This is a genomic window from Candidatus Palauibacter sp., from assembly GCF_965222475.1.
In the GTDB taxonomy this organism is placed as follows: Bacteria; Gemmatimonadota; Gemmatimonadetes; order Palauibacterales; family Palauibacteraceae; genus Palauibacter.
In genome coordinates, this window is record NZ_CBDCUB010000008.1 from 1,092,925 (window position 1) to 1,107,258 (window position 14,334).

Below are 14,334 nucleotides of genomic sequence, written 5' to 3' on the forward strand. Positions count from 1 at the left end.
ACCCCGCCTCGCGCGGTGGTGACGGAAGGAGCCGGCATGGAAGCCGACCCCCGCTGGATCGACACGCCGGACCAGGACCAGGACCGGACGCCGGACCGGACGCCGGACAGCGCTCCGGAGAGTGCCCCGGACGACGGCGAGATGGCCGACCGCCTGCAGCAGAGCGCCGAGGCCGTCCGCCAGGAGATGAAGAAGGTCATCATCGGGCAGGACGACGTCGTCGAGCAGGTCCTGATCGCGCTCTTCGCCGGGGGCAACAGCCTGATCGTGGGCGTCCCGGGACTCGCGAAGACGCTCCTCATCCAGACGCTCTCCGACGTGCTGCACCTGAGCTTCAACCGGATCCAGTTCACGCCCGACCTCATGCCGTCGGACATCACCGGGACCGACATCATCCAGGAGGACCCGGAAACCGGCCGGCGGCACCTCGTGTTCATGAAAGGGCCGCTGTTCGCGCACATCGTGCTGGCCGACGAGATCAACCGCACGCCGCCCAAGACGCAGTCCGCCCTCCTCGAGGCGATGGAGGAGAAGCAGGTGACGATCCAGGGGCGGAGGTACGACCTCCCGTCCCCCTTCTTCGTCCTCGCCACGCAGAACCCGATCGAACTGGAGGGGACGTACCCGCTGCCCGAAGCCCAGCTCGACCGCTTCATGTTCCAGATCAACATCGGCTACCTGCCCGAGGAGGAGGAGTTGGAGGTGATCCGGCGCACGACGACGGTCGCGGGCGAGCCGCCCCGGCCGGTGCTGTCGGCCGAGGAGATCGCGGCTTTCCAGCACCTGGTGCGGAAGGTGCCGATCTCGGAGCCGGTGGCCCGCTACGCGGTGCAACTGGCGCGGCGGACCCGGCCCGGCCGCGACGACGCCCCGGACTACGTGAAACAGTACATCGCCTACGGGGGGAGCGTGCGCGCCGCCCAGTACCTGGTGCTCGGCGGGAAGGCGCGGGCGCTGCTGCGCGGCGAGGTGAACGTCTCGTTCGACGACGTGCGCGCGCTCTGCGCCCCCGTGTTCCGCCACCGCGTGCTGACGAACTTCCACGCGGAGTCCGAACGCGTCTCCACGGACGACCTCGTCGAACGTCTCCTGGACGACGTGACCCCGCCGAAGTCGGGGATGTGATCCGGGCCGGCGACGTGACGGGGTCGTGGACGTGAGCGGGAGCGCCGGCTAGCCCATGCGCGCGCGGATCGCCTCGAGGACGGTTCCGGGGACGCAGTTCCTCGATCCGACGGTGCTGACCCGGATCGGCAACCTCGAACTGGTGGCGCGCTACGTCGTGGAGGGGTTCATCGCCGGGGCGCACGGGTCGCCTTTCCTCGGGCTGTCGCTCGACTTCGCGGCGCACCGCCAGTACCTGCCCGGCGACGACATCCGCAAGATCGACTGGAAGGTCTACGGACGCACCGACCGCCACTACATCAAGGAATACGAGGCGGAGACGAACGCGAACGTCTTCTTCGCGATCGACGCCTCCCGTTCCATGGACTACGGCTCGCGCGGGATCACGAAGCTCGACTACGCGCGCTACGTGGCGGCCTGTCTGGCCTACCTCTCCGCGAGCCAGCGGGACCGGGTGGGCGCCGCCGTGTTCGACGACAAGCTGCGCGAGTACATCCCCCCCTCCGTCCGGCACCGGCGCCTGATCCTCGCCGCGCTCGACCGCATCGGCGCGGAGACGGCGGGCGACCTGACGCGGCCGCTCATCCAGGTGGCCGAGAGCCTCACCCGAAAGGGGATCGTCGTCCTCATCTCCGACCTCTACGCCGAGCCGAAGACGGTGCTCGACTCGGTGGGGGCACTCCGGAGCAAGGGGCAGGACGTGATCGTGTTCCAGATCCTGGACCCGGCCGAGGTCGACTTCCCGTTCGAGGCCGCGAGGTCGTTCGAGGACCTGGAGACGGGCGAGCGGATCCCGGTGATGCCGGATGACATGCGGACGGAGTACCTCTCGCTGGTCGAGGGGCACGTGGGCGAACTCTCGAAGCTGATGATCGAGCGCGGGATCGACCACGAACTGGCGGTGACGTCGGTGCCGCTCGACGCGGTGCTCTTCCGCTACCTGTCGTACCGGGCGCGGCGCCTCAAGGGGAAGGAACGATGAGTCTCCTGACGCCGTGGTTCCTCGCCGGACTCGGGCTCCTTTCCGTGCCGATCATCATCCATTTGACGCACCGGCAGCGGAGCCGGGTGACGGTGTTCCCCTCGCTCATGTTCCTGCGCAAGCTGCCCTTCAAGTCGATGAACCGGCGCAGGATCCGCCACCCGCTGCTGTTCGCGCTGCGCTGCGCCGCGATCGTTCTGCTCGCGCTGGCCTTCGCGCGGCCCTTCCTCGACACCACGGAAGGGGTGGAGGGGGGCTCGGCGCGCGACGTGGTGCTCCTCCTCGATGTGTCGGCGAGCCTCGGCTTCGAGGACCGCTGGGAGGCCGCGCTCGACTCCGCCCGCGCCTTCCTCGACGGGCTGGGGGAAGGGGACCGGGTCGCGGTGGCGAGCTTCGACGAACAGGCCCGGGAGCGGCTCTCGCTGACGCTCGACCTGGAGGCGGCCCGGGTCGCGCTCGAGGGGCTGTCGCCCACGGATCTGGGGACGCGGATCGAGGCGGGGCTCCAGCTCGCGGGGCGCATCCTCTCCGAGCCGGAGGGACGGGTCCGCGAGGTCGCGCTCATCTCCGACTTCCAGCGCACGGGGTGGGAGGACGGCGGGCGGATGCGGCTCCCGGACGGGGTGTCGCTGCGGACGGCGAGCGTGGCGGGCGCTGCGGAGGGGACCGCGGCGGCGAACGTGGCGCTGGCGGAAGCGGCGTTGCGGACGACGGACGCGGGGCGCGTCCGACTCGTGGCCCGGCTCGCCAACATGGGCGAAGCGTCCGTCGACGCGCTCCCGGTGTCGCTCGAGATCGCGGGGCGGACGGTGGCCACACTCCCGGTGGACATGCCGCCGCGCGGGACCGGGACGATCGTGTTCGAGGACCTCGCGCTCCCCGAGGGGCGGAGCCGCGCGCGCCTCACGATCCCCGGGGACGGGCTGGCAGATCGACGATGTGTTCCGCTTCGTGGCGGCATCGGAGGCGGGGCTCAGGACGCTCATCCTGGGGACGAACCGGGGGCCGGAGGACCCGAGCCTCTTCCTCGAGCGCGCCCTGGGGATCGGGGAGGCGCCGCGCATCGAGGCTTCGCGGGCGCCCGCCAGCGGCATCGACGCCGCGGGGCTGTCGTCGATCGACTTCGTGGTCCTCAACGACGGCGATCTCGCCGACGCGGGGCGGGCCGGACGGCTGCGCGACTGGGTGAGCGCGGGCGGCGGCCTGCTGATCGTGCTCGGACCGGGCGCGCAGATGGACCGCTGGTCCGCCGCCGGACAGGGCCTGCTCGGCGCCGAGCCCGGGCCGCTCGTCGACGTCGGCGAAGGCCGCCGGCTCTCGTGGCTCGACTACGACCACCCCGTGTTCGAGCTGTTCTCGGCTCCCCGCAGCGGCGACTTCTCGGGCGCGCGCTTCGTACGCTTCTGGCAGGTCGAGCCCGCCGAGGGAACGGCGGTGCTGGCCCGCTTCGACAGCGGGGAGCCGGCGCTGCTCGAACACCACGTCGGAGAGGGACGGGTGCTCGTGTGGACCTCGACCCTCGACCGCTTCTGGAACGACCTCGCGCTCCAGCCGGTCTTCCTGCCCTTCGTGCACCGGCTCGCGCTGCACGCGACGGGATACCGGGAGCCGGAGCGCTGGATCGCGGCTGGGGGCGTGCTCGAACTGGGGTCGCTGGTCGGGGCCGGGGACGAGGGCCTCGCCGGCGGAGAGGGCGAGTGGGTGCTCGTCGATCCGGCCGGGGACCGGCATCAGTTGGAGATCGCGGAAGGCCCGACCTGGATCGATTTTCCGGAGACGGGATTCTACCGGGTCGAGGCGAGGGACGACGCGGCGCGAGCCGTGACCGTGGCGGTCAACCCACGGATTGCCGAATCTGATCTGGCGCCGGTGGCGACGGAGCGCGTGGCCGAGGCCGTCGCGGGCGCACCGCCGGCGGGGGCGACGGGAGAGGACGGGGCGACGGTCGACGGGGAAGAGGTCCCTCGGCGCGCCGAACTCTGGTGGCTGCTCCTGGCGCTCGCCGCGCTGGTGCTCGGCGTGGAGAGCGTGCTGGCGAACCTGTGGACGCGGCGGCGTCCGGCATCGGCGCTGACGAGCGCGTAGCGGAACTTGGACATGGTCTCCGCGCGAGGGGGGCGGAGGTCGTCAAGGAGGATGACGATGCAGGGATGGGCGAGGACGAGAAACTCCGAGCGGCAGCTGCTCGACGTCGTGGCCGCCGTGAGGCGGCGCTGGCGCGCGCGGCAGCTCATTCAGGGCATCGCGCTGACGCTCGGCGTCGGCTTCGCCGTCTTCTTCGCCGCGACCTGGGGCATCGACCGGCTCCGCTTCGAGGACACGGCGGTTCTCGTCTTCCGCCTCGTCCTGTGGGCGGCCGCCATCGGTCTCCTCGGGTGGTTCGTGGTGCGGCCGCTCTTCCGCCGCGTCTCGGACGCGCAGGTCGCGCTCTACCTCGAGGAACACGAACCATCGCTGAAGGCGGCGTTCCTCGCGGCCGTCGAGCGGGCCGGATCGCCCGAAGGCCGCTCCGGCCTCGACGCGCGTCTGCTGGAGGTCGCCGTGAAGCGCGCCCGGCGCATCGAGCGCGGCCGCCGCGTGGAGCGCGCCGGGCTGCGGCGCTCGACCGCCTGGTTCGCGGGCGTCGCCTCCGCCGTGCTCCTCGTTGCTCTCTTCGGCCCCGCCTTCCAGGGGACGGCGGGCTCGCTCCTCCTCAGTCCGTGGCGGACCGCGGACGCCGCCAACCCCTACGCCATCACCGTGGAGCCGGGCGACGCGCTCATCGCGCGCGGCTCCGACCAGCTGGTGCGCGCCTTCCCCCAGGGCTTCGAGACGGACGAAGTGGAGGTCGCCGTCCGCCGGGGCGAGTCGGAGGTGTGGGAACGCTACTTCATGACCCCGGCCGCGGAGGGCGCCTCGTTCGAGATCCTCCTCTTCGACCTGGATGAGCCGGCCGACTACACCGTGTCCTCGGAGGGCGTGCGCTCGCCGGTGTTCAGGATCGACGTGGCCGACCTTCCCTACGTGGACCGGATCGACCTCGAGTACCGCTTCCCCGTCTACACGGGGCTCAGCCCGCGGACGGTCGAGGACGGCGGGGACATCGCGGTGCTCCGGGGGACGGAGGTCCGGCTCCGGGTGACGCCGACGATGGCCACCGAGGGGGCGCGGCTCGCCTTCGACGACCGGGAGGAGGGCGAGGGCACGGCGCTCGAACTCGTGGATGGGGCGTTCGAGACGAGCTTCACCGTCACCGAGGAGACCTTCTACCGGGTCGAGTTCACGGGTCCGGGCGGGCGTTTCGTCGTCGGCTCCCCCGACTATCTCGTCGAGCCGCTGGACGACCAGCCGCCGGGGATCCGGATCGCCGAACCCGGGCGCGATACGCGCCTGTCGCCGATCGAGGAACTGTACGTCGAGGTCGAGGCCGAGGACGACTTCGGGCTCGGGCGGGTCGAACTCCTCTATTCGGTGAACGGAGGCGAGGAGGCGTCGCGGGTCCTGCACGGGACGTCGCGCGGCGGGACGACGCAGGTCTCCGGCGGGCACACGTTCTTCCTCGAGGAACTGGATCTCGAGCCGGGCGATGTCCTCTCCTACTACGCGCGCGCCACGGACCTCAGGGCCGGCGGCGGCTCCGGCAGCGGCTCCGGTCGTCGAGGCGAGGAGAGTTCGGACATCTACTTCGTCGAGATCCGGCCCTTCGACCAGAACTACAGCCAGGCGGAGCAGGGAGGCGGCGGAGGGGGCGGTGGCGGCGGCGGCGGCGCGGGCATGCAGGGCGAGTTGTCCGAGCAGCAGAAGCAGATCGTCGCGGCGACCTTCCGCCTCATGCGCGATGAGGAGGACTTCGACGAAGCCGAGATGTCGGAGAACCTCGCCACCCTCACGCTCCTGCAGGGCCGCCTGCGACAGCAGGTCGAGGAACTCATCGTGCAGATGCGGCAGCGGGGCGTGGCGGCGGATCCGTCGTTCGAGATCGTGTTCCGCGAACTCCCCCTCGCGCCCGCCGAGATGCGGGAGGCCGAGACGAGGCTGGGGGAGCGTCGGCTCCGGGATGCGCTGCCGCCCGAACAGCGGTCGCTGCAGCACCTGCAGCGGGCCGAGGCCGCCTTCCGCGACGTCCAGGTGCAGCAGGGCGGCGGCGGCGGCGGTGGCGGAGGCGGCGGCATGGCCGCGGCCGAGGAACTCGCCGACCTGTTCGAGCTGGAGCTCGACCGGCTCCGGAACCAGTACGAGACGGTCCAGCGGGGCCAGCGGCAGCAGCAGGACCAGGAGGTTGACGAGGCGCTCCAGAAGCTGGAGGAACTCGCCCGGCGCCAGCAGCAGATGAACGAGCGGGCGGCGGCGCAGCCCCGCGGAGCGGCGAGCGGAGGCCAGGGCCAGCAGCAGCAGATGATTCAGGAGACGGAGGAACTGGCCCGGCAACTCCAGCGTCTGGCTCGCGAAGATGACCGGGCCGACATCGAGGAGTCGGCACGCCGGCTTCAGCAGGCCGCGGACGAGATGCGGCGGGCGCAGGCGCAGGGGCGCCAGGGACAGGGGCAGGCCGAGTCGTCGAACGCGCTCGATCGTCTGCGCGAGGCGCGGCGCCTGCTGGAGAACCGCCAGGTCGCCGCCGTGGAGCGGGAGGTCGAGGACGCCGCGCGGCGCGCCGAGCGCATCGTCGAGCGCCAGCGCGAACTCCAGAGCGACGTGAATGAGGATCCGACGACGCGGGACCCCGACCGTATCGCCGGGCTCCGCGAGCGGAAGGCCGACCTCGCCCAGGAGGTGGACCAGCTCGAGCAGGACCTCGACCGCCTCGCCCGCGAGGCCCGGCAGGAGCAGCGGGAAGCGTCACGCCGTCTCGGGGAGGCGGCGGCGGAGATCCGCGAGAGCCGGCTGCGGGACAAGCTGAACTTCTCGCGGGGGGTCCTCGGCACGCAGTCCGAAGACTACGTGCGGAACTTCGAGGAGCAGATCACGCGGGACGCGGAGAACATGCGCACCCGGGTCGCGGCCGCGCGCGACGCGCTGAGCGAGTCGGACCCGCGCCGCCTCGGGCGGCAACTCGACGAGACGCGCGACCTGGTGCGGGGCCTGGAGTCGCTGCAGGAGCGCCTGCAGCAGCGCGCCGAGGGCGAGTCAGCCGAGGGCGGCGAACAGGGGCAGGGCGAGGGCCAGCAGGGCCAGCAGGGGCAGGGTGGCCAGGGCCAGCAAGGCGGCGCAGGCCAGCCCGGCGAACTCGGCCCGCGCGGCGGCCAGGGCTTCGCGCCCGGACCGGGCGGCGGCGGAGGCGGCGGGCGTTGGCTTTCGCCGGAAGATATCCGGCAGTTCCAGCGGGAATTCCGCCAGCGGCGCGAGGACGCGACCCGCCTGCGCGATGACCTGCGCCGGGAAGGCGTCGACGTCGCCGACCTCGAGCAGGCGATCGCCGACCTCGACCGACTCCGGACGATGGGAGACTTTGACGATCCGGAGGAAATCGCCCGGCTGCAGGCCGACGTGCTGCGCGGACTGAAGGACTTCGAGTTCGCCCTGCGGCGCAACCTCGGCGAACAGATCGAGCGCTTCTTCCTCTCGGGGTCTGACGATGTCCCCGACGAATATCGCGAACTCGTGGAGGCCTACTACCGGGCGCTGTCCGAGGACCGCCCGCCGCGCTGACCCCCGGCTGTCCGGCAAGGAGGTCCGACCCAGGTGTCCGATTTCAGTGACCCGCGCGTCTACCTGTTCTCCGCACTGGCGGTCCTTACCGCCGCCCTTCTGATCGCCTGGGTGCGCGCGGCGGCCGCCGCCACGCGGGCCGGGCGGGGGAACGATGGCTGGAGCGGGCCGCCCAACTTCTTCGAAGTGGCGGTCGGCTTCGTGACGAATTTCTTCGACACGCTCGGCATCGGCTCCTTCGCGCCCACGACGTCCCTCTTCAAGCTGAAGAAGGTGGTCCCGGACGAGGAGATTCCAGGGACCATGATGATCGGCCACACGCCGCCCGTCGTCGTCCAGGCGTTCATCTTCATCGCCATCATCAGCGTGGAGTCGGTGACGCTCTTCGTTCTGGTCGCGGCCGCCGTGCTGGGGGCCTGGCTGGGGGCCGGGGTGGTTGCGCGCCTGCCTCGATACCGGATCCAGATCGGGATGGGGGTCGCGCTTCTCATCGCCGCCGCCACCTTCCTCATGGCCATCTTCGAGATCACGACCGTAGGTGGAGAAGCCGCCGGCCTCTCGGGCGGGCGCCTCGCCTTGGCGGCCGCGTGCCTCTTCGTCCTCGGCGCCTTCATGACGATCGGCATCGGGATCTATGCCCCAACCATGATCGTCGTCAGCATGATGGGGCTGAACCCGGCCGTCGCCTTCCCGATCATGATGGGCGCCTCCGCCTTCCTCATGCCGGTGGCCGGCGTTGCGGTTCCTGAAGGCCGGGCCGCTATGGGCTGCGCGCGGCGCTGGGTCTGGCCATCGGCGGACATGCCTGCGGTGCTCCTGCGCCGCGTTCATCGTCCGCTCGCTCCCCCTGAACGCCATGCGCTGGCTCGTCGTGGCGGTCGTCCTCTACGCCGCGATCCTCATGCTCCGCTCCGCCGCGCAGGAACGCCGGTCCCGCATCGACGGGGCCGAGGCGTGAGCGTCGGTCGGCCGCGTCCCCACTACGACGCTGTTGAGGTCTGGTTGATCGCGCGGGCGAGTCTGGAACGTGGAACAGACTGGCGGTGACGCCGTACCTTGGGCGACGGACACCCACATCGGAACCCAACGAACCTGACTCCGCGCGACCAGGCACGGGAGGGCCCCGAAAGTGACGCACCTGGACAAACTGGAACGCATCGTCCGAAGGGTTCTCAAGAAACAGTTCCGCGGTGTGATCTTCGACTCCGTGCGAATCCGCGAGGGCATTGACCATGACGACGATGGCGTTCTCTACGTGAGGGCGGTTTTCCGTTCGGATGCGCCCCTCGATGTGAACGCCCGGGTCGGCTTTGTCCGGCATCTCAGACCTCATCTCAGGAAACTCGACGAGGATCGTTTTCCGATCATGTCGTTTGTTTCGCGCGATGATCTGCCGGAACGAGAAACCCTGAATGCTTGAGCTCATCGGGACGGCAAAGGAGTTGGCGGGCGGCACGCCCCATAAGCCCCGCCAAGCGGACCTGCGCTGTGCAGTTAGTGCAGCCTGCTACGCCCTGTTTCACTGCGTGATGCGGACATGTGCGGACAGCTTCATCGGTACCACGGGGGCGCAGCGGAGCGACTCCGCCTGGCGGCAAGTGTACCGGGCTCTCGACCATGGGAGCTGTAAGAAGAGATGCGCGCAGGTCGACAAGTTCGGCTTTCCGCAGCCGATCCTCGATTTCGCGAATGTGTTCATCGAGATGCAGGACAAGCGACATCGGGCGGACTATGATCCGTCCCCCAGCCTGATCCGTGGCGAGGTGATGGCAGACATCGAAGATTGCGAGAACGCGATCGAGCGGCTTGAGGGTTCGAAGCCCCGGGACAAGCGCGCGTTCGCAGCGTTTGTTCTGTTTGCCAGGCGAGCCTGATCGCGGCGGAGGCTTCCGGGCAGGCGCGAATCGCCGTGGACAACGCCGTGGCCGTGGACGCCAATGCGGGTCGCGTTCGAGGAGTTGTCCGCGGCTCGCATAACGTGAGGTCGAATACGCCGTACGGCGCTCCGAGCGCATCGCGGAGCGCAAGAGCAGATCGAGCGGGCGGCGGTTCAGCGCAGCGCGGTCTCGAGCCGTTTCAGCCATTCGTCGAAGTGCGGGCATTCGGACCGCATCGTTTCGAGGCCGATTTCCAACGCGGCCAGAACGCCCATCAGCGGCTTCTGGTATCCGGGAACCAGCTTCGTGATCCGCTTCGATGGAGCCGTCAGCGGGGAGTCATCGATCTCCTCCGGGCCCGGGAAGGCATCCCGGATGGCTTGAAAGTCCGAAGCCAGAGTCTCTTGGCCGATCCCCTCCGCGAACCCTTGGCAATCGCTGAACAGGAGCGCCTCGAATTCATGGATCATGACGAACGGAATGAAGCGAGACGGGTTGAACGCGTGGCCCATTTCGCTCGTGACGTCGCGCAACAACTTCTCCTCGACGTGCGCCACGTTCTCGGGATACGGCAAGCCCGAAGCCGCGTCTCGACCGGGCCACGCCTCAGGCCCGCTCTGCGGGAGTCCGTAATAGTCCACCATCGTGGCGGCGAGAGATCCGTGATCTTCCTTCAGGTGATCCGTGATCTCTTTCCGTACCACCTGCCATGATTTGACTCCGCCACGCCGACCACGCTGGCGAGCGTTGCCGAGAAGCCGCGCGCCGACTGAGGCGTAGCCGTGATCGTACAGATGAGGCGCGAGCAGTTCATTGACGAACTGCTCCTCAGTCTGACCCTCGACATGAACGATCAGCCGGGTCACTGGTTCGGATCTTCAGCCTGCCCGGGGGGACGGTCGTCCACCGAACTGATTCTTTTCCCAGAGCTGCCCCAGACTGTAGTCCTCCAACCAGCCCCCGAATTTCTCGCCCTCGAGTCGTCGGAGCGTCGTCGCGCCGCCAACCCGATCGGCCACCAGCACGTCTTCCGGTTCGAAGTGATCCAGCAGCACCGGTGACTGCGTGGCCACGATGATCTGCCCGTCGACTGACGCCTGCTTCAGCATGGAGGCTAGCAGCGTTACGGCGTACGGGTGAAGTCCGAGTTCCGGTTCATCAAGGACCATCACCGATGGCCGCAGCGATGTCGGCTGGAGAAGCGCGGTGGCCAACGCCATGAACCGAAGCGATCCGTCAGACAGTGACGAAGCGTCGAAGTATGCATCCGACCCGGTGTGTCGCCAATCGAGTCGGATCTTGTCCTCGTTCAGCGCGAGGGGCCGGAGTACGAAATCCTCGAAGAACGGCGCCACCAAGCGCACCGTCCGCCGAATCATGTCGTACGCGCCCGCGTACCTTTCCCGCAGGAGGTACAGGAACGGTGCGAGATTCGAGCCGTCGTGGCGCAGTTGAAGATTGTCGTGCAGGTCGGCGTTCTTCTTGATTGGGGAAGTCGGGCTGGTATCGTGAAAATGGAATGTCTCCAGATTGGCCAGCCTATCCTGCAGAATGCCGAGGAGCCATTTCTTGCTGGGTTTCGACTCGATCTCGCCGAGCAGGTCGGTTCCGGTTGCCGTAATCAGCGGAAAGAGTCGGTCCTTGGCATCCGGATGCATCAGGATGCTGAAGTTCCCTTTGTCGTCGCCGAATCGGGCTTCGAACTTGACCTGCCGGGTTACCTTGGAACCGAAGTGAAGGAGCCGGTTCGCCCCGCCGGCGCGCTGTACGTATTCGTCGACTCGGGGGCCACTGAAGACGCAAAGCTCCATCAGTTTGAGCGCCTCGAGGAAGTTGGACTTGCCCGAGCCGTTGGCGCCGATCAGAACATTAAGGGGTCTCAGCGGAAGATCCCTCAGAGCAGCGAAACTCCTGAATCCTTCGATCGTGATTGACCTGATCGCTGACATGGTTTGACTCGGTGGAGTTCAAGAGGCCGCTGGGGCCTACTCCAACGCCTTATCCAATCGGGTGGCCGGTATCGCCCGGCTGCTGGCGGTCAAGATAGGAGGTTTGCTACCCAATCTGCACGAGACAGCGGCACACGACCGAGTACCGAGCAGATCCGGCCTACCAAATGACCTCTGGCTAACGCCCTTCCTTAGAGGCAGGATGTGCGCATGACAATTCGGATTCTCTCGAGAGACGACATCGAACGGGCCGTGGACGCGGCGGCGGCCGTGGACGCGATGCGGGCCGCGTTCGGGGAGTTGTCCGCCGGCCGGGCCGTCGTCCCCGTGCGGGGGCACGTCGAGAGCGCGCGCGGGATCACGCTCCTCATGCCGGCGTTCCTCGGCGCCTCGCGGGAGCTCGGGGCGAAGATCGTGTCCATATTCCCCGACAATCCGGCCGTGGGCCAGCCGCCGATCCAGGGGGCCGTCATCCTCCTCGACGCGGAGACGGGACGGGTCCGCGCCCTCCTCGACGGGACATCGCTGACCGAGATCCGGACGGCGGCCGGAAGCTGCCTCGCCACGGAGTTGCTCGCCGATCCCGGGGCCGATGTGCTCGCGGTGTTCGGCGCTGGCGCGCAGGGGCGAGCGCACATCGAACTCCTCGCGGCGACCCGGCTACTCAGGGAGATCCGCATCGTCTCGGTCCCGCCCGAGGGCGCCGAGTCGCTGGCGGCGGCGTTCACGAAGCGGGCGGAAGCGCTCGTGCCCCCGGGGGGTGGGCGTCCGCCTCTGATACGCGCGGCCGCCACCCCGGCCGAGGCGCTGGACGGCGCGAAGCTCGTCGTCACCGCCACGACGAGCGAGACGCCCGTCTTCTCCCCCGAACTCCTCGAGCCCGGGGCCCACATCAACGCCATCGGTGCCTTCCAGCCCCACACGCGCGAGATCCCGGGCGAGATCGTGACCCGAGCCCGCGTCATCGTGGACCAGCGGGAGGCGATCTGGGAAGAGGCCGGCGACCTCATCATCCCCGTGGAGGAAGGGCTTGTCGGGCGCGATGTGATCCACGCCGAGCTGGGTGAGATCGTGAACGGGGACGCCGCCGGCGGGCGCGCCGGCTTCGACTTCACCCTCTTCGAGTCGGTGGGGAATGCCGCTCAGGACGTGGCGATCGCGGAGGCCGCCCTCGCCCGGGCCGAAGCGCTCGGCCTCGGCTCCGTCGTCCCCTTCTGAAGCCATGAACGTCCGGGGCTCGAAGCTCGGGGGCCCGCGTCGCGATGACTGAAGCGACATTCCACGGCGCGCTCGTATGGGTCCTGTTCGCGCTGGCCGCGGTGACCTTCGCGATCCTGCTGCGCCTGAAGGCGCCTTACGGCCGCCACTACTCGGGGAGCGGCTGGGGACCGGACCTTTCGAACAGGGTCGGCTGGATCGTCATGGAACTCCCGGCGCCGGCCTTCTTCGCCGTCGTCTATTTCATGGGAGAGTCGGCCGGCGGGACCCTGCCCCTGATCTTCCTCGGCCTGTGGCAGTGCCACTATCTGCATCGAACCTTCGTCCATCCCCTGCGTTTGCGGACGACGGGGAAGAGGATGCCGGTCGTCGTGGCGGCCTCCGCCTTCACCTTCAACGTGATCAACGCCTACGTGAACGGGCGCTGGGTCTCGGAGATCGGCCGGTACGAGCTCCAGTGGCTGGGGGATCCTCGCTTCCTGGCCGGAGTGCTGGTCTTCGTCGTCGGCTTCGCCATCAACAACCATTCCGACAACATCCTCCTCGGACTGCGGAAACCCGGCGAGACCGGCTATTCGATCCCGCGCGGCGGCGCCTTTCGCTGGGTCTCCTGTCCCAACTACTTCGGGGAACTGCTGGAATGGGCCGGCTGGGCGCTCGCCACGTGGTCGCTCGCCGGACTCGCCTTCTTCGTCTACACGGCCGCGAACCTGGTTCCGAGAGCGCTCAGCCACCACGCGTGGTACAAGGCGCGCTTCGAGGACTATCCCTCCGACCGAAAGGCCGTCATCCCCGGGCTGCTCTGACCAGGCGCACAACACCCTCCCAGCCGTCGTTGACATGTGGAACACATGAAAACATGTTATGCACATGGCAAAGATGCTGCAGATCCGCAACGTGCCGGACGACATTCACCGCCGGTTGAAGTCCCGCGCCGCGCTCGCCGGCACATCGATGTCGGACTACGTCCTGCGGGAGATCGAGCAGTCGCTTGAGAAGCCCACCCGCGAGGAGCTGTTCGCGCGCATCGCCCAGCTCCCGCCGATCGATCTTCACCCACCTGCGAGTGACGTCCTGCGGGAAGAGCGGGAGAGGCGCTGACCCGGCGTGATCGTCGTTCTCGACGCATCCGCCGTCGTCGAACTGGTCGTGGGCACGAGGCCCGGGATCCGGATCCGGGACAGGCTGGCCGATCCCGGGATCTCGCTGCACAGCCCCGAACTCCTCGACCTCGAAGTCTTGAACGTCCTGCGGCGCTACGAGCGGACGGGAACGGTCTCGCCGGACCGCGTCGCGGAGGCGTTCCGTAACCTGCTCGATCTCGATCTCGTGCGGCACGGTCACGGCGTGCTGCTGGAGAGGGTCTGGGCGCGCCGCCTCAACCTCACCGCGTACGACGCCGCGTACGTCGCGCTGGCCGAGATCCTCGATGCTCCGCTCCTGACCACGGACGGCCGCCTGGCACGAGTGCCGCAGCTCCCGATTGCCGTCGAGGTCTTCGCCCCCTCCGCCCCGGGTTCGCCTGCCTGATCCGAACCTCCGGGATCGACTTGGC

Annotated in this window: 13 protein-coding genes and 1 pseudogene; 12 read left to right on the forward strand and 2 right to left on the reverse strand. The window is 68.9% G+C overall.

Annotation, left to right across the window (positions count from 1 at the left end; genetic code table 11):
• The first annotated feature begins 36 nt into the window (after positions 1–36).
• From ACOQPP_RS20105 to ACOQPP_RS20140, 8 genes and pseudogenes are all read left to right on the forward strand, one after another.
• Complete coding sequence (locus tag ACOQPP_RS20105) at positions 37–1,125, forward strand: AAA family ATPase (protein WP_419164667.1); 1,089 nt, start codon at positions 37–39, stop codon at positions 1,123–1,125.
• A 55-nt stretch (positions 1,126–1,180) separates the two neighbouring features.
• Complete coding sequence (locus tag ACOQPP_RS20110; protein WP_419164668.1) at positions 1,181–2,107, forward strand: DUF58 domain-containing protein; 927 nt, start codon at positions 1,181–1,183, stop codon at positions 2,105–2,107.
• Positions 2,104–2,670: pseudogene (locus ACOQPP_RS20115) on the forward strand (BatA domain-containing protein); the annotation flags it as partial. The gene ACOQPP_RS20110 and the pseudogene ACOQPP_RS20115, both read left to right, overlap by 4 nt.
• Before the next feature lie 388 nt (positions 2,671–3,058).
• Positions 3,059–4,192, forward strand: a complete 1,134-nt coding sequence (locus tag ACOQPP_RS20120) for a hypothetical protein (protein WP_420637331.1) — start codon at positions 3,059–3,061, stop codon at positions 4,190–4,192.
• Positions 4,193–4,249: 57 nt separating this feature from the next.
• Positions 4,250–7,735: a DUF4175 family protein gene (locus ACOQPP_RS20125; protein ID WP_420637332.1), complete on the forward strand. Its 3,486-nt coding sequence runs from the start codon at positions 4,250–4,252 to the stop codon at positions 7,733–7,735.
• Positions 7,736–7,768: 33 nt separating this feature from the next.
• On the forward strand, positions 7,769–8,782 hold the full coding sequence (locus tag ACOQPP_RS20130; RefSeq protein WP_420637333.1) for a sulfite exporter TauE/SafE family protein: 1,014 nt from the start codon (positions 7,769–7,771) through the stop codon (positions 8,780–8,782).
• 82 nt (positions 8,783–8,864) lie between these two features.
• On the forward strand, positions 8,865–9,155 hold the full coding sequence (locus ACOQPP_RS20135; protein WP_420637334.1) for a hypothetical protein: 291 nt from the start codon (positions 8,865–8,867) through the stop codon (positions 9,153–9,155).
• Positions 9,148–9,609, forward strand: a complete 462-nt coding sequence (locus ACOQPP_RS20140) for a hypothetical protein (RefSeq protein WP_420637335.1) — start codon at positions 9,148–9,150, stop codon at positions 9,607–9,609. Before ACOQPP_RS20135 ends, ACOQPP_RS20140 begins: the two co-directional genes overlap by 8 nt.
• 176 nt (positions 9,610–9,785) lie before the next feature.
• On the opposite strand, the gene ACOQPP_RS20145 is transcribed toward ACOQPP_RS20140, so the two are convergent.
• Both ACOQPP_RS20145 and ACOQPP_RS20150 read right to left on the reverse strand, forming a co-directional pair.
• Positions 9,786–10,478, reverse strand: coding sequence for a DUF4276 family protein (locus tag ACOQPP_RS20145; RefSeq protein WP_420637336.1), 693 nt, complete (start codon positions 10,476–10,478; stop codon positions 9,786–9,788).
• A gap of 12 nt (positions 10,479–10,490) precedes the next feature.
• Positions 10,491–11,561 (reverse strand): AAA family ATPase, encoded by a 1,071-nt coding sequence (locus tag ACOQPP_RS20150; RefSeq protein WP_420637337.1) that lies wholly within the window; start codon positions 11,559–11,561, stop codon positions 10,491–10,493.
• A gap of 210 nt (positions 11,562–11,771) precedes the next feature.
• On the opposite strand from ACOQPP_RS20150, the gene ACOQPP_RS20155 reads away from it, so the two are divergent.
• Genes ACOQPP_RS20155 through ACOQPP_RS20170 form a run of 4 tightly spaced genes read left to right on the forward strand, consistent with a single transcriptional unit; the run spans position 11,772 to position 14,309 of the window.
• The gene (locus ACOQPP_RS20155) at positions 11,772–12,779 is read left to right on the forward strand and encodes an ornithine cyclodeaminase family protein (RefSeq protein WP_419164676.1); all 1,008 of its coding nucleotides are present in this window, start codon (positions 11,772–11,774) and stop codon (positions 12,777–12,779) included.
• A 44-nt stretch (positions 12,780–12,823) separates the two neighbouring features.
• Positions 12,824–13,585 carry a DUF1295 domain-containing protein gene (locus ACOQPP_RS20160; protein ID WP_420637338.1) on the forward strand — a complete coding sequence of 254 codons (762 nt, stop codon included), beginning with the start codon at positions 12,824–12,826 and terminating at the stop codon, positions 13,583–13,585.
• 58 nt (positions 13,586–13,643) lie between these two features.
• Entirely contained in the window at positions 13,644–13,880 is a 237-nt protein-coding gene (locus tag ACOQPP_RS20165) for a FitA-like ribbon-helix-helix domain-containing protein (RefSeq protein ID WP_419164678.1), read from the forward strand.
• A gap of 6 nt (positions 13,881–13,886) precedes the next feature.
• The gene (locus ACOQPP_RS20170; protein ID WP_420637339.1) at positions 13,887–14,309 is read left to right on the forward strand and encodes a type II toxin-antitoxin system VapC family toxin; all 423 of its coding nucleotides are present in this window, start codon (positions 13,887–13,889) and stop codon (positions 14,307–14,309) included.
• The last annotated feature ends 25 nt before the right edge of the window (positions 14,310–14,334 follow it).